At 64.9% G+C, this 13,438-nt stretch carries 15 protein-coding genes; 8 read left to right on the plus strand and 7 right to left on the minus strand.

Features of this window, described 5'->3' with window-relative positions:
* Positions 1 to 58: 58 nt before the first annotated feature.
* Together dapA and smpB are read left to right on the plus strand one after the other, a co-directional pair.
* Positions 59 to 955 carry a 4-hydroxy-tetrahydrodipicolinate synthase gene (gene dapA, locus GC148_RS01470; RefSeq protein WP_291068251.1) on the plus strand — a complete coding sequence of 299 codons (897 nt, stop codon included), beginning with the start codon at positions 59 to 61 and terminating at the stop codon, positions 953 to 955.
* 50 nt (positions 956 to 1,005) lie between these two features.
* Positions 1,006 to 1,446, plus strand: coding sequence for an SsrA-binding protein SmpB (gene smpB / locus GC148_RS01475; RefSeq protein ID WP_366062896.1), 441 nt, complete (start codon positions 1,006 to 1,008; stop codon positions 1,444 to 1,446).
* Here smpB and GC148_RS01480 read toward each other — a convergent pair.
* Complete coding sequence (locus GC148_RS01480; RefSeq protein WP_291068253.1) at positions 1,443 to 2,486, minus strand: alcohol dehydrogenase family protein; 1,044 nt, start codon at positions 2,484 to 2,486, stop codon at positions 1,443 to 1,445. The two genes, smpB and GC148_RS01480, sit on opposite strands and share 4 nt — an antisense overlap.
* 24 nt (positions 2,487 to 2,510) lie before the next feature.
* The gene (locus GC148_RS01485; RefSeq protein ID WP_291068254.1) at positions 2,511 to 3,530 is read right to left on the minus strand and encodes a phosphotransferase family protein; all 1,020 of its coding nucleotides are present in this window, start codon (positions 3,528 to 3,530) and stop codon (positions 2,511 to 2,513) included.
* Positions 3,531 to 3,598: 68 nt separating this feature from the next.
* Between GC148_RS01485 and GC148_RS01490 the strand changes: the two genes are divergently transcribed.
* Positions 3,599 to 4,237 (plus strand): TetR/AcrR family transcriptional regulator, encoded by a 639-nt coding sequence (locus GC148_RS01490; protein WP_291068255.1) that lies wholly within the window; start codon positions 3,599 to 3,601, stop codon positions 4,235 to 4,237.
* Here GC148_RS01490 and GC148_RS01495 read toward each other — a convergent pair.
* From GC148_RS01495 to GC148_RS01505, 3 genes are read right to left on the minus strand one after another with little or no spacing between them, the layout of a single operon-like run.
* Positions 4,234 to 4,887 carry a uracil-DNA glycosylase gene (locus GC148_RS01495; protein ID WP_291068256.1) on the minus strand — a complete coding sequence of 218 codons (654 nt, stop codon included), beginning with the start codon at positions 4,885 to 4,887 and terminating at the stop codon, positions 4,234 to 4,236. The genes GC148_RS01490 and GC148_RS01495 overlap by 4 nt on opposite strands.
* Entirely contained in the window at positions 4,877 to 6,814 is a 1,938-nt protein-coding gene (locus tag GC148_RS01500; RefSeq protein WP_291068257.1) for a gamma-glutamyltransferase family protein, read from the minus strand. Before GC148_RS01500 ends, GC148_RS01495 begins: the two co-directional genes overlap by 11 nt.
* Positions 6,811 to 7,206, minus strand: coding sequence for a TIGR02301 family protein (locus GC148_RS01505; RefSeq protein ID WP_291068258.1), 396 nt, complete (start codon positions 7,204 to 7,206; stop codon positions 6,811 to 6,813). Before GC148_RS01505 ends, GC148_RS01500 begins: the two co-directional genes overlap by 4 nt.
* Before the next feature lie 6 nt (positions 7,207 to 7,212).
* Between GC148_RS01505 and GC148_RS01510 the strand changes: the two genes are divergently transcribed.
* From GC148_RS01510 to GC148_RS01520, 3 genes are read left to right on the plus strand one after another with little or no spacing between them, the layout of a single operon-like run.
* Positions 7,213 to 8,205: a D-2-hydroxyacid dehydrogenase gene (locus tag GC148_RS01510; RefSeq protein WP_291068259.1), complete on the plus strand. Its 993-nt coding sequence runs from the start codon at positions 7,213 to 7,215 to the stop codon at positions 8,203 to 8,205.
* Positions 8,206 to 8,212: 7 nt separating this feature from the next.
* Positions 8,213 to 9,220 carry a magnesium transporter CorA family protein gene (locus GC148_RS01515; protein ID WP_291068260.1) on the plus strand — a complete coding sequence of 336 codons (1,008 nt, stop codon included), beginning with the start codon at positions 8,213 to 8,215 and terminating at the stop codon, positions 9,218 to 9,220.
* 33 nt (positions 9,221 to 9,253) lie between these two features.
* Positions 9,254 to 10,627: an NAD-dependent succinate-semialdehyde dehydrogenase gene (locus GC148_RS01520; protein WP_291068261.1), complete on the plus strand. Its 1,374-nt coding sequence runs from the start codon at positions 9,254 to 9,256 to the stop codon at positions 10,625 to 10,627.
* Between the two features lie 6 nt (positions 10,628 to 10,633).
* On the opposite strand, the gene GC148_RS01525 is transcribed toward GC148_RS01520, so the two are convergent.
* Positions 10,634 to 11,620 (minus strand): nitronate monooxygenase, encoded by a 987-nt coding sequence (locus tag GC148_RS01525; RefSeq protein ID WP_291068262.1) that lies wholly within the window; start codon positions 11,618 to 11,620, stop codon positions 10,634 to 10,636.
* A gap of 213 nt (positions 11,621 to 11,833) precedes the next feature.
* Between GC148_RS01525 and GC148_RS01530 the strand changes: the two genes are divergently transcribed.
* Both GC148_RS01530 and GC148_RS01535 read left to right on the plus strand, forming a co-directional pair.
* Complete coding sequence (locus GC148_RS01530) at positions 11,834 to 12,097, plus strand: hypothetical protein (protein WP_291068263.1); 264 nt, start codon at positions 11,834 to 11,836, stop codon at positions 12,095 to 12,097.
* A gap of 158 nt (positions 12,098 to 12,255) precedes the next feature.
* The gene (locus GC148_RS01535; protein WP_291068264.1) at positions 12,256 to 12,507 is read left to right on the plus strand and encodes a hypothetical protein; all 252 of its coding nucleotides are present in this window, start codon (positions 12,256 to 12,258) and stop codon (positions 12,505 to 12,507) included.
* A gap of 90 nt (positions 12,508 to 12,597) precedes the next feature.
* Here the strand turns inward: GC148_RS01535 and GC148_RS01540 are convergent, their stop codons facing one another.
* Positions 12,598 to 13,383: an SDR family oxidoreductase gene (locus GC148_RS01540; protein WP_291068265.1), complete on the minus strand. Its 786-nt coding sequence runs from the start codon at positions 13,381 to 13,383 to the stop codon at positions 12,598 to 12,600.
* Between the last annotated feature and the right edge of the window lie 55 nt (positions 13,384 to 13,438).

A 13,438-nucleotide genomic window follows, 5' to 3' on the forward strand; every position in this document is an offset into this window, starting at 1 on the left:
TAGCACGCATATCCCACGAATTCCTGAAACGAATCCCTGAAAAACTGGCAATAATAAGATGTCTTCCAATCCGCTGTTCCACGGCTCCATCCCCGCCCTTGTGACCCCGTTTCGGAATGGTGCAGTGGACAAGAAGGCGTTTGCCGGCCTGGTGGAGCGCCAGATCGCGGGCGGCTCGGCCGCTCTGGTGCCGGTGGGCACGACGGGCGAGACGTCGACCCTGTCGACCGAGGAGCACAAGGACGTGGTGCGCCTGTGCGTCGAGGTGGCGGCCGGCCGGGTGCCGGTGATTGCGGGCGCGGGATCGAACGCGACCGAGGAAGCGATCGACCTCGTGCGCCACGCCAAGGCGGTGGGCGCGGACGCGGCGCTGGTGGTCTGCCCGTATTACAACAAGCCGAACCAGGATGGCCTGTTCGCGCATTTCAAGGCGATCAATGACGCGGTCGCGCTGCCGGTGTTCCTCTACAACGTGCCGGGGCGGACGATCGTCGACTTGATGCCGCCGACCGTGGCGGCGCTGGCGGCTCTGCCGAACGTGATCGGTATCAAGGACGCCAGCGACGAGATGGAGCGCGTGGCGCTGCACAACCACCTGATCGCGCCGGGCACGCAGTTCATCCAGCTGTCGGGCGAGGATTCCAGCGCGCTGGCGCACCGGGCGATGGGCGGGGCAGGGTGTATCTCGGTGACCGCCAATGTGCTGCCGGAAGCGTGCGCGGCGATGCATGCCGCGTTCGAGGATGGCGACCTTGAGAGCGCGCGGGCGATCAATGAGCGTCTGGTGCTGCTGCACCGCGCGATGTTCTGTTCGCCCTCGCCGGGGCCAGCAAAGTATGCGCTGTCGCGTATCGGCCTGTGTACGGATGAAGTGCGCCTGCCGATCACGCCGCCGGATGCGGCTGCCCGGGCGCAGATCGATGCCGCGCTCGCGCTGGCGGGCGTGAACGTCTAGCCATGGCCACCAAGCCGAAAACCCCTGCCGTCAAAGGCCGCACCGACGGGATGGTCGCCGAGAACCGGCGATCCCGGCGAGAATATTCCGTGGAGGATACGCTGGAGGCGGGCGTGATGCTGGTCGGCTCCGAGGTGAAATCCCTGCGCGATGGCAAGGCGAACATTGCCGAGGCCTATGCCTCGGTGGAGCAGGGCGAGCTGTGGCTGATCAATGCCGAGATCCAGACCTATGGCGGAGCGAACCGGTTCAACCACGAGCCGCGGCGCAGGCGCAAGCTGCTCGTCTCGAAGCGCCAGCTGGCGAAGCTGTCGCAGGAGGTGGAGCGGGCCGGGCGCACGATCGTGCCGCTGAAGCTCTACTTCAACGACAAGGGCCGCGCGAAACTGCTGATCGGTGTCGCCACCGGCCGCAAGGCGCACGACAAGCGCGAGAACGAAGCCAAACGCGACTGGGCCCGCGACAAGGCGCGGATCCTCAAAGGCGGCTAGAGCCCCAGATCAAACACCATCTTCATGGCGCCGTCGGCGCGGCGGTCGAAGAGGTCGTAGGCGTGGGCGCCGTCCGACAGGGGCAGTGTGTGGCTGATGTACTTCTCCGGCCTGATGCGGCCCGACTGGACCAGCGGGATCAGCTCCGGCCATTCCTGCGGCACTGAACATGTACCGATACGGAAGGTCAGGCCCATGCCGAAGGCTTTAGACATCGGGAATTCGAATGTGCGGTCCTGCGCGACACCGACGACCGAGACCGTGCCGCGCTTGCCCGAGAGGCCGAGGGCGGCGCGGATTGTTGCCGAGTGGCCCACGGCTTCGATGACGCTGTCGCACATCCGGCCCTTGGTGGCCTCCTGGATGATGGCGCGCGCGTCGGCGGGGTCCGGCGTCTCAAGGCCGATGGCGCGGCCGGCGGCGCGGCGGTCTTCCACGAGGTCGATGCCGAACACGCGCGAGGCGCCCATGATGAAGGCGGCCTCTGCAGCGAGCAGGCCAATAGGGCCGAGGCCGACCACTGCGACGGTTGCGCCGCGCTGGATGTCGGCATTGCGCGCACCGAACCAGGCGGTGGCGAGCGCGTCGGTCATCATCAGGGCCTGATCGAGACTGATCCCGTCCGGGATTTTCTGGGCATTGAAGTCGGCGGCGGGAACACGGACGAATTCGGCCTGGCAGCCCTGCAGCCTGGACGAGAGACCGTAGCAACCGGCAGCATTGTGCTCGCACTTGTTGACCACGCCGGCGAGACAAGCGCGGCATTGGCCGCAGCCGACCGCTGCCGAGATCATCACCTTGTCGCCCGTCTTCAGCTGGCGCACGCCGCGCCCAGCTTCGACGACCTCTCCAACCGCCTCGTGGCCGACGCAATAGCCGGTGTCTTCGGAGAAGGTTTCGCCGTGATAGATGTGCAGGTCGCTGCCGCAGATGGCGCATTTGTCGACCTTGATGATCGCGTCACGATCATCGTGCAGTTCCGGATCCTTCATCGTGTCGAAGGCGATGTTGCGCGGGCCGAGATAGATAAGGGCTTTCATGGGCGGGTTCCTTCCGGGCGGGGCTTATCTGATCCAGCGGTTGGCGCGTTCGAGCAGGCCGATGGTGCTGGCGTGCAAGCGATCGCCGGTTTCTTTGGGCGCCTTGCCGGCGCGGGCACGCGCATAGGTGCCTTCGAGGATGATGCCGAGCTTGTAGCAGGCGAGCACGCCGTACCAGTGGATGTGAGAGAGGTCGCGCGTCGTCTGCGTGGCATAGTGGGCGACAAGTTCGTCCGCCGACGGAAAGCCTTCCCAGGGCGTGACGGTGACGGCGGTGGCCTCGCCCTCGGGCCAGGTGGCGAGCAGCCAGCCGAGATCGAGCAGCGGATCGCCGATGGTGGTGAGTTCCCAATCGACGATGGCGGCCAGGCGAGGCGCGTCGAACCGGTACATCACATTGGCGAGGTGATAGTCGCCGTGGATGATGCCTGGCTGGAAGCTCGGCGGCCGGTTATCTTCCAGCCAGCGGCCGACCCGGTCAACATCGGGGAGGTCCTTGCGGCCGTCCCATTCCGGAAATTCGGCATAGGAATCTAGCTGGGCCTTCCAGCGGCTGACCTGACGTTCGAGAAAGTTGTCGACCTTGCCGAGGCCATCGAGGCCGAGCTCAAGATAATCCAGCGCGCCCAGGGCCGCGATACCGTCGACGAGGGAGAAGCCCATCTGGCGGCGCAGGTCCGGCGACGAGGCGAAGGGCTCCGGCAGGCCGGTTGAGGGATTGTAACCCTCGATCGGCTCCATCAGGTAGAAGGCGGCGCCCAGAACCGTTTTATCCGGACAGGCCGCGATCAGGCCGGGATGGGGCACCGGCGTGCCCTTCAGCGCGGCGAGCACGCGCGCTTCGCGGCGCATCGTCTCGTTCGAATTCGCGCGCAGGACCGGCGGCGGACGACGCAGTACATAAGTGCGCCCGGCGCGGTCGAACTTCAGGAGGATGTTCTGTGTACCACCCGCGAGACGTAACGCGGATGTGATTGGACCGGCGCCGAGCCCCTGACCATCCATCCAAGCGGCCAGCGCCTCAAGGTTTACGTGATTGTTCAAGGCCGCTTCCTCTTAGCCAACTGGATAATACGATTGACGCGCGGCGCGGAAGATTGCAAGCTTTCCCCATGGTTCGCCTGCAGGAAAAACCAGAGAGCGATGCGGTTGACGCGCTGAAGCGCGCGGCCCTCAAGCTGTTTGCTGAACGGGGCGTGGACGGGGTGACCGTTCGGGAAATCGCAGCGGCGGCCGGGCAGAAGAACCACGGGGCCGTAGGCTATCATTTCGGGTCGAAAGCCGAACTGATCCGCACACTTGTGGTGGACGGCGCGAAGCTTATCGACGACCGGCGCAATGCCGGGCTGGACGCGCTCGAGAAGACGGGGCGGCGCGTGAAGCTGGAAGAGGTTGTGCGCCTCATCGTCTTCAGTTCAATCGATCTGGCGCCGAAAGGCGAAGAGGAATGCTATAATCGGTTCGTCGTGCTGCTGGCCATGACGCACCGGGAACAATTCCTCGATGCGCTGGCCGACCGGTGGAACCGCGGCTACCAGCGCAGCCTTGTGCACCTGCGCTACTGGATGCGCCGCCTTCCGCGCGCCAAGCAGACCGAGCGCATTGTGTTCTTCGAGGCCATGTTCGGGACCGTGCTGGCTTCGCGCGAAGCCCGGCTGGCGGACTCTTCGCGTGCGCACCCGACCTGGTCGAAAGCCGCGACGCTGGACCATCTGGTCACGTCGCTGATGGCGATCATCACAGCGCCTTAGCCCGCCGTCTCGCGCGCCGCCGCAAACACATCTTCGAACATTTCGGCGGTGAGCCGGCCGGTATTCGTGTTGTAGCGCGAGCAATGATAGGATGATAGCAGCGTGACGGGCCGTCCGTTCACGGACACATCATAACGCGAGCCGTGGCCGAAGGGATGGGCCGAGACTTTCAGCCCGAGCGCGCGCAGCGTGGAATCATGGCTGATCTTTCCGAGGCAGACGATGACTTTCAGTTTCGGCATCGCGGCGATGCGCGCTTCCAGAAATGGCCGGCATTTGTTGATCTCCTCGCCGATGGGCTTGTTCTCCGGCGGCACGCAGCGCACGGCATTGGTGATCATCGCACCGGTGAGCACGAGACCGTCGTTCGGGTCGGCCGCGAACTTGCCTTTCGAGAAGCCGAACTTGTCGAGCGTCGCGTAGAGCAGGTCGCCCGCCCAGTCGCCGGTGAAGGGACGGCCGGTGCGGTTTGCGCCGGTCACGCCGGGCGCGAGGCCGACGATGAGCAGCTTCGCCGCCTCGGCGCCGAAGCTCGGCACGGCGCCATTGAACCAGTCCGGATGCTTCGCCTGAACGCTCTCGCGGTATGCGACGAGACGGGGGCAGAGCGTGCAGCTGGCCGGGGCTTCGGGTGGGAAGCTAATACCCATCCGCAGCGCCGTCTTTCCGCATTTCTGTGGCGGCGATCCAGGCGCCGGTTTCGAAGTCGCGCATGATGGCCTGGTAGCCGCCGGCGTTGGCACGGATGTATTCCACCTTGTGGCCGCGCGCTTCGAGCTCGGCTTTGGTGGCTTCCGGAATGCCGCCTTCGATCTGGACGACGCCCATATTCGCCTCACACGAATCGCCGTCGAGCGCGTTCGTGGGCTCGCAGCCGCCGACATGTTCCCAACGCGCGGCGTCGCCGGCTTCCTGCAGGCCCATGTCATAGTCGACGAGGTTGAGGATGATCTGCACATGGCCTTGCGGCTGCATGGCACCGCCCATCAGGCCGAAGCTCAGCCAGGGTTCGAACGGGCAGGCCTGCTCGATCGGCACAGCGCGCACCTGGCAGGACGGCATGTCCTTCTTGAAGGCAAATGCCGGGATGATCGTGTGGAAAGGCCGTTTGCCGGGCGCCCAGACGTTCGGGTGGGCGGGGTCCAGGCTGAACAGCTGGCCCCGGTCCTGGAACATGAAGCCGAGACCATCCGGCACAAGGCCCGAGCCCATGCCGCGATAGTTCGATTGGATCAGCGAGACCATCATGCCGTCCTTGTCGGTGACGGTAAGGTAGGTCGTGTCGCCGTCTTTCAGCTTGGTATCGGCTTCGGCGCCGTCAAAGGCCGCAAGGTCTTCTGCGCCGAATGGTTCGATCGGGACGGCCTGCATGGCCGTGCCGGTATCAATCAGCGCGCTCTGGCGGGCGGTCCGGGCAGGGTCGATCAGGGCTTTCGGCTCGAACCGCGTGAAGGCTGGGTCGGCATAGAAACGGGCCCGGTCCGTAAAGGCGAGGCGCTTGGCCTCCACCTGCGCCATCAGGCTGTCCGCCGAGCCGAAGCCCATCGAACGCAAGTCGAACTTCTCGAGCATCTGCAGCATCTGGAGCGCGGCGATGCCTTGCGTGTTGGGGCCGAGTTCGCAGACTTTGTAGTCTTCGCGGTACGTGACGCAGTAGGGCTCGGTCCATTCGCCCTCGTGGACGTTGAAGTCGTCATAGTCGAGATGGCCGCCAATGCCTGCGATATAGGCGGCCATGTTCTTCGCCATGATGCCCTTGTAGAATTCATCGCGTCCCTTCTTCGCGATGGTCTCCAGCGTGTTCGCAAGGTCCGGATTGCGAAACAGTGTGCCTTCGCGCGGCGGCGGATCGAAATAGAGCTTCCTCGCGTTCTCGAACTCTTCGAGCATGCCGCTGGCATGCGATTTCGGGAAGGCGACGGCGCTGCGGCCCCAGTAATAAGCGATCACTTCCGGGATCGGGGCGCCGTTGCGGGCATAGTCGATGGCGGGTTGCAGATTGTCCGCCATCGGACGTTTGCCGAATTTCGCGTGCAGCGCGTACCAGGCATCGACCGTGCCCGGCACGGTCAGCGGCGCGGTGCCGTGCGGGGGGATTTCCTTGCCGTCCATGAACTTGTCAGCATAGGCCTGCATATCGGCCAGGGTCGCGTCCATCGGGCTGCGGCCGGAGCCGTTATAACCATAGAGCTTCTGTGTCTTCGGGTCCCAGACGATCGCAAAGAGATCGCCGCCGATGCCGTTCGCAGTAGGCTCTACGAGGCCGAGCATGGCGTTGGCGGCGATCGCGGCGTCCATCGCGCTGCCGCCTGCTTTCAACACGTCGATGGCGGTCTGTGTCGCCAGCGGGTGGGCGGTCGCGGCGGCGCCGTTCGGAGCAACGACCGCCGAGCGTACGCCGAGGTCGCGGCCGGAAGGCATGCGTCCGCCGGGGCCGGGCGCGGCCGGTTCGGTTGATGCGGCGGGCTCAATGGCGGCGGCGGTCAGCGCCGGGGCATCGTCCTCCTCCACATGGACCATCACACAGGCGGAAAGGATCAGGGCGCCAAAGCCCCCCGCGATCAGGTTGCGCATCATTCGAATCCCCTTCCGGTGTGTTCCCGCTTCGGGAAATAATGGGTGGCTAGGCGTGTGGCGATTTCCTGCCCGCGTTCGGCGTAGCGGGCCTCTGCGGCCACCGCCTCTGTATCGCAGACGAGATACTGCCGGCTGACATCCGAAAAGGCGTCGTTGAACTCGCGCACCAGAGATGAACGCAGGTTGCCGGGATCGGGCGCTTCATAGGCCAGCATGTCGGTCATGTAGCGGCGCCAGTACTGGTCGTCGCGGCCATTGCAGCGCACGCGGATGGCATGGGCCGAGCCGAGAATGGCCGCGAGATCGGCGGCATCGCGGAAATAATCAGGCCCCCGCGCAGGCAGGCCGGATTGTGCGGTGCTTGTGCCCGCTACCAAGGCGAGGCTAAGCATCAGGGCATGAAAACCTGTTTTCTTCATGCGCGGACATTCGCCCGCCTTCGCCCGCGGCTCAAGGGGCTGGAAGCCGCTGTCCGTTTCGTAACTCTCGACGATGCCGGCAAGGCGCACGACGCCGGGACCGGCACGACGCTGGATACGCTGCCGCCACTGGACATCGCCTTCGGCAACTCGGACGCGTTCTATTCGCCATCGGTGCGCGAGTTCATGACGGCCATTCTCAAGAGTCCGGAGTTTGACTGGTTCCAGTCCGCCGCCGCAGGCATCGAGAACCCCGGTCTGATGATGATCGGCCAGAAGGCGCGCCGGTACACGACGAATCACACCCAGTCCGAATCGATGGCCGAATGGGCGCTCTGGCAGGCGCTGGACTTCCTGCGCGAAGGTCCTGCCCACCGGGCGTTGCAGGCGCAGAATAAATGGCGACGCGTGAAGGCGCGCGAGATCCGGGGCTCGCGCTGGCTCGTGTTCGGCTATGGCTCGATCGGCCAGTCGGTCGGCCGCAGGGTTTCGGCTCTGGGCGGTGACGTGACCGGCGTGCGCCGCTCGCCGGGTCCCGCTGAAGGCGCGGCCCGCATCGTGGCGCCCGATACGCTGATGGCCGAGCTGCCGCGTGCTGATGTCGTCCTGCTCTGCCCGCCGCACACGCCGGAAACCGAGAACATGGCGAATGCGGATTTCTTTGCCGCGATGGCCCCCGGCGCCCTATTCATGAACCTGGGGCGCGGGGCGCTGGTCGACGAGGCGGCACTGGTTGCTGCGCTGGACGCCGGCCGGCCGGCCTTTGCGGCGCTCGACGTGACCCGCACCGAACCGCTGCCGCCGGACAGTCCGCTCTGGCAACATCCCCGGATCGTGATCACGCCGCATGACAGTTCCGACACGCCCGGCACGGTGGAGGGCGCAGACGACACATTTCTCGCCAACCTTTCGCGCTATGTCGCGGGCGAACCGATGAAGCACCTCGTGGATCCGGCCGCGTTCAAGACCTGAGGCGCACATGATCCGTACCTATGCAAACCAGTCCGGCCGGTTTGTCTTGGCGGGCGCAGACCTCGCCGCACTCGACAGCGCGGTCTGGATCGACCTGATGCGGCCGACGAAGGATGAGGAAACAGCGGTCGAACGCGCCTTCGGCATAGACGTGCCGACGCGCGAGGAGACCAGCGAGATCGAACTGTCGAGCCGGCTCTATGCTGAGGACGGCGCGCATTTCATGACCGCCATGATGCTGTCGCATACCGATGGCGACAATGTGCTGCTGTCGCCTGCAACCTTCGTGCTGGCCGGCGACAGGCTGGTGACCGTGCGGTATGAAGAGCCACGCGCCATCGACACGTTCGTGGCGCGCAGCCAGAAGGCCGGCCCGATGACGGCCGAGGCGCTGTGCGCCGGTCTGCTGGAAGCCCTGATCGAACGTTCCGGCGACGTGCTGGAACGCACCGGACATGAGCTGGACACTGTTTCGCGCGAGATCTTCTCCATCGAGCCGCCGGTGCCGAAGGCGACCGGGGCGGCAGCCCTGCTGCTGCCGAAGCCGAAACCCAAGCCGCGCGATTTCCAGTCCGTGCTCGAACAGATCGGCCGCAAGGGCGACCTCCTGTCGAAAGTCTATGAAAGCCTCATCTCGGTGCAGCGCTTGCTGATCTATGCGACCGCCGCTGCGCAGGCCCGCAAGGCGGACAAGGAAGCTTCCAGCCGGTTTAAGTCGCTCGCCCGGGACGTCCAGTCCCTCGTCGACCACGCCGCCTTCCTGACCCAGAAGATCAACTTCCTGCTCGATGCAACGCTCGGCATGATCAACATCCAGCAGACTGGGATCATCAAGATCTTCTCAGTCGCGGCGGTGGTGTTCCTGCCGCCGACCCTAATCGCGTCGATCTACGGGATGAACTTCAAGGTGCTGCCGGAAATCGGCTGGCCTTACGGCTATCCGTTCGCTCTGGCGCTGATGGTCCTGTCGGCCATCGTGCCCTACCAGTTCTTCAAATGGCGCGGCTGGCTCTGAGGCCGGCGCCGTTCAATTCCGGAGGATGATTTCATGCCCGACCGTCAGGTCGCTTCCGTCAATCCCGCCACCGGCGAGACGATCGAAACCTTCACGCCGCTTGCCAATGCCGCCATCGATTCGGCGTTGGCGCGGGCCGAGGCGCAGTTCGCCAGCTGGCGGCTGACCCCGTTTGCGCAGCGCGCGGACCTGATGCGCAAGGCGGCAGCGGTGCTTGAGGCCCGCCGCGATGTCTATGCGCGCGACATGGTGCTGGAGATGGGCAAACCGCTCGCGCAGGCAGAAGCGGAGATCTACAAGTGCGCCCTCGTCTGCCGGCACTATGCGGATCATGCCGAAGGATACCTGAGCGACGAGGTGATTCGCACCGAGGCGAAGTCCGCCTATGTGCGCCACCTGCCGATGGGGCCGGTGCTGGCAGTGATGCCGTGGAACTTCCCGTTCTGGCAGGTTTTCCGCTTTGCTGCGCCGACCCTGATGGCGGGCAATGTGGGCCTGCTCAAGCACGCCTCGAACGTCTGGCGCTGCGCGCTTCATATCGAAGACGTGTTCCGCGAGGCCGGGTTTCCGGAGGGCTGTTTCCAGACGCTGCTGATCGGGTCGGGCGCCGTGAAAGGCGTAATCGGGGATCGCCGCGTGCGGGCGGTGACGCTGACCGGATCGGGCCCGGCTGGGCGCAGTGTGGCGGCCGCGGCGGGCGATGCCCTGAAGCCCAGCCTGCTCGAACTCGGCGGGGCGGACGCCTTCATCGTGATGCCCTCTGCCGACCTGCCGAAAGCGGTTGAGACGGCGGTGAACGCGCGGGTGCGCAACAACGGCCAGTCCGGCATCGCGGCCAAGCGTTTCCTGGTGCACGCCGATGTGTACGACGAGTTCAGAACGCGGTTCGTCGCCGCGTTCGCGGCCTTGAAGGTCGGCGATCCGATGGACCGCGCCTCTGATGTCGGCCCGCTGGCCACGTCGAAGATCCGCGACAAGCTGGCCCAGCAGGTCGATGCGAGTGTGGCAGCGGGTGCGCGCCGCCTGACGCCGCTGCAGGCGTTGCCGGACAAAGGCTGGTGGTTTGCGCCGCAGATCCTCGAAGCGCCGCCTGCCGGGTCGCCCGCCGCCGAGGAGGAAACCTTCGGGCCGGTCGCCAGCCTCTGGCGGGCGACCAGTCTCGAAGATGCCATCACCGCCGCAAATGACAGCCCCTACGGTCTCGGCTCGGCAATCTTCACGCAGGACCAGGGCGATATCGACCAGGCCGTGCGCGATCTCGATGCTGGATCGACCTTCGTCAACGCGCTGGTCGCCTCTGATCCGCGACTGCCCTTCGGCGGCGTGAAGGAGTCCGGCTTCGGCCGCGAACTGGCCGCAGACGGCATCCGCGCCTTCATGAATCGCAAGACGGTGTCGATCAGCTAGCCAGGGTCAGGCGGGCGTCTTTGCCCGAAGGCCGTTCATGCGGTCGATCGAGGCTTCGGCGTCGCGCATGATGTCGGCCACGATGGCGGCGACCGGTTTCACCTCGCGCACACCGCCGGCTGACTGGCCCATGGCGAAGCAGGACTTGTCCATCGAAAGCTTTGCCTCGTCGGTGATGCCGCCGATGCCGCCGATCACGCCGGTCCGGGTCGAATGGATGGCCTGGTGCGGGAAGGGTTGAATGTCCTGCGGGCGGCTTTCCCAGTCATTGATATAGTCGTTGGTGCGGCAGCGCATTGGCTTGCCCGAATAGCAGCGCGTGCGGGTCGTGTCGGTGTCGCCCGCTTCGACGACGGCGTTCTTGTACATATTCGCAGCGTGGGCTTCGGCCGAGGCGATGAAGCGGGTGCCCATCCAGACGCCTTCGGCGCCCAGCGCGAGGGCGGCGGCCAGGCCGCGCCCGTCATAGATGCCGCCGGCCGCGATCACCGGGATCTTCACAGCTTCGACCGCCTGGGCGACCAGTGGCATGGTGCCGACAAGGCCCGTATGCCCGCCGCCTTCGCCGCCCTGCAGGATCACTGCATCGCAACCGGCCTCCTCGGCCTTGATCGCGTGCTTCACGGCGCCGCCGACGACCATCACCTTTACGCCGGCATCTTTTAGCCGTTTCATGATCGGCAGGGGCACGCCGAGACCGGCAACGAACGAGTCGGCGCCGCCTTTGATGATCACGTCGACTGATTCTTCGAGGCTCTCGGGGCTGGCGGCCAGCAGGTCCACACCGAACGGCTTGCCGGGGGCGAGTTCTTTCACCTTCTTCATCTGCCCGGCGATGAAGTCCGGCCCGGTTCCCGCCATGCCGAGCACGCCGTAGCCGCCAGCATTGCACATCGCGGCGCAGACTTCGGCGTAGGAGACGCCGCCCATCCCCGCGAGCATGATCGGGTGCTGGACTTTCAGCATTTCGGTGAGGCGGGTCTTCAGGGCCATGGGGATCTCCAGTTTGACAGGGTGAAATAGACTGCCCAATCCTTAGGCTGGCGCCGCCACGTCAACGCAAGCATCTTCATCAATCTGCACATTGAGACGCATTTAGAACAGATTTGCCGTGTCTTTGCCGCAATCTGGCCCCGATCAATCGGCTATAGCCGGGCGTCCGCGGAATATCCCGCCGGGCAGGGTGTCAAAAAGAGGGAATCTCTCATGACGAAACTGTTTGCGGGCGCTGCCGCTGCAATCCTTTTCGCGGGTGTCGCTTTCGCAGGTGAACCTGCGACTGAAACCGAAGCCGTTGAAGCTGAAGCCGCTGTTGAAGCGGTCGAAGTGGAAGCAACCGTCGAAGCCGAAGCCGCTGTCGAAGCGGTCGAAGCCGAAGCCGTAGAAGCGGCTGTCGAAGCCGAGGCTGAAGTGGCCCCGGCAGAAGCAGTGGCCGAAGAGGCTGCTACCGAAGAAGCTGCTGCAGAGTAATCTGCCGCAGTTGGACTTACCTCCACTCATGACGGGCGGAGGAATTGTGCAACCAGACCGCGACGGTTCAACAAAACTGAAAAATTAACTTTCGGCAATGTTGAAGAGGTGCTAGAGCCCGACCGTTCGCAAGAACACTCAACAGGGGTACTACCAACATGAAAAAGCTGATCCTCGCTGCTGCCGCCGCTTCGGCACTCGTTCTCGCCGCTTGCGGCGCCACCGAAGAAGCTGCTCCGGCCGCTGAAGAAACCACCGTCGAAGAAGTGGCTCCTGAAGCTGCTCCGGTCGAAGAAGTCGTGACTGAAGAAGTCGTGACCGAAGAAGCTGCTCCGGCTGAAGAAGCTGCTCCGGCAGAAGAAGCTGCTCCGGCAGAAGAAGCTCCGGCCACCGAAGCCGCTCCTGAGTAATTTCAGGACGATCGGATTTCCGATCTAAAGATAAGGCCGCTTCCTTCGGGAAGCGGCCTTTTTCTTTGTCCGTTGTCAGGCAGCTGGCGCCTAGAACTTGGCGTAGCCGCCATCGACGACCAGCGTGTCGCCGGAATGGTATTTCGAGGCGTCCGAGGCCAGGTAGACCGCGATGCCGCCGAAGTCGGCCGGCTCGCCCCAACGGCGAATCGGGACGCGGGTGATGACTTTCGTGGCGAAGGCGTCGTTGCCCTGGGCGCCTTCGGTCATGTCCGTTGCAATCCAGCCGGGCAGGATCGAGTTCGCCCGGATGTTGTAGCGGCCATACTCCACCGCGATGGCGTTCATCATGGCGATCAGGCCGCCCTTGGTGTGGGCATAGGCCTGGTTGCGGCCAGCGCCTTCGATGCCGGCCAGCGAGGCCGTGCCGACCAGGCTGCCGCCCAGATCGCCCGCCTTGGCGCGTGCCACCATCGACTTGGCGGCCTCGCGCAGGGTGAAGAAGGCGCCTTCCGCGTTGATGCGTTCGTTGTAGCGCCAGGTTTCCAGCGTCATCGTCTCGAACGATGCCGCGCCCCGGCCCACGCCGGCATTGGCGATGCAGCAGTCGATGCGCTTGAACTCTTCCTCGGCTTCTTTCATGGCCTTCACCACCTGGTCTTCCTCGCCGACATCGACGACCCAGGCCTTCACCTTGCCGGTGCCGAGGCCGGAGGCTTTCTTCACGGCGGCGTCATTGTCAGCGGCCTTGCGGCCCCAGATCACGACATCAGCGTTCGAGGCGGCCAGCGCCTCCACCATGCCGAGGCCGATACCCTTGTTGCCGCCGGTCACGACGCAGACCTTTCCTGAAAGGTCGAACGGTTTGTAGGTCATGAGCGCTTCTCTCCCTGAATGTTAGCTTTGACGACAGCTTAGTCGGGCTGACGTT

It is taken from the genome of Hyphomonas sp. (genome assembly GCF_016125515.1).
Lineage (GTDB): Bacteria > Pseudomonadota > Alphaproteobacteria > Caulobacterales > Hyphomonadaceae > Hyphomonas.

Bases quoted from the DNA above. Each gene is read 5' to 3' on its own strand.
- GC148_RS01530 (WP_291068263.1), top strand. From the start codon at position 11,834: ATGACGAAACTGTTTGCGGGCGCTGCCGCTGCAATCCTTTTCGCGGGT.
- GC148_RS01535 (WP_291068264.1), top strand. From the start codon at position 12,256: ATGAAAAAGCTGATCCTCGCTGCTGCCGCCGCTTCGGCACTCGTTCTC.
- GC148_RS01520 (WP_291068261.1), top strand. From the start codon at position 9,254: ATGCCCGACCGTCAGGTCGCTTCCGTCAATCCCGCCACCGGCGAGACG.
- GC148_RS01495 (WP_291068256.1), bottom strand. From the start codon at position 4,887: ATGGGTATTAGCTTCCCACCCGAAGCCCCGGCCAGCTGCACGCTCTGC.
- smpB (WP_366062896.1), top strand. From the start codon at position 1,006: ATGGTCGCCGAGAACCGGCGATCCCGGCGAGAATATTCCGTGGAGGAT.
- GC148_RS01540 (WP_291068265.1), bottom strand. From the start codon at position 13,383: ATGACCTACAAACCGTTCGACCTTTCAGGAAAGGTCTGCGTCGTGACC.
- dapA (WP_291068251.1), top strand. From the start codon at position 59: ATGTCTTCCAATCCGCTGTTCCACGGCTCCATCCCCGCCCTTGTGACC.
- GC148_RS01500 (WP_291068257.1), bottom strand. From the start codon at position 6,814: ATGATGCGCAACCTGATCGCGGGGGGCTTTGGCGCCCTGATCCTTTCC.
- GC148_RS01480 (WP_291068253.1), bottom strand. From the start codon at position 2,486: ATGAAAGCCCTTATCTATCTCGGCCCGCGCAACATCGCCTTCGACACG.
- GC148_RS01505 (WP_291068258.1), bottom strand. From the start codon at position 7,206: ATGCTTAGCCTCGCCTTGGTAGCGGGCACAAGCACCGCACAATCCGGC.
- GC148_RS01510 (WP_291068259.1), top strand. From the start codon at position 7,213: ATGAAAACCTGTTTTCTTCATGCGCGGACATTCGCCCGCCTTCGCCCG.
- GC148_RS01515 (WP_291068260.1), top strand. From the start codon at position 8,213: ATGATCCGTACCTATGCAAACCAGTCCGGCCGGTTTGTCTTGGCGGGC.
- GC148_RS01525 (WP_291068262.1), bottom strand. From the start codon at position 11,620: ATGGCCCTGAAGACCCGCCTCACCGAAATGCTGAAAGTCCAGCACCCG.
- GC148_RS01490 (WP_291068255.1), top strand. From the start codon at position 3,599: ATGGTTCGCCTGCAGGAAAAACCAGAGAGCGATGCGGTTGACGCGCTG.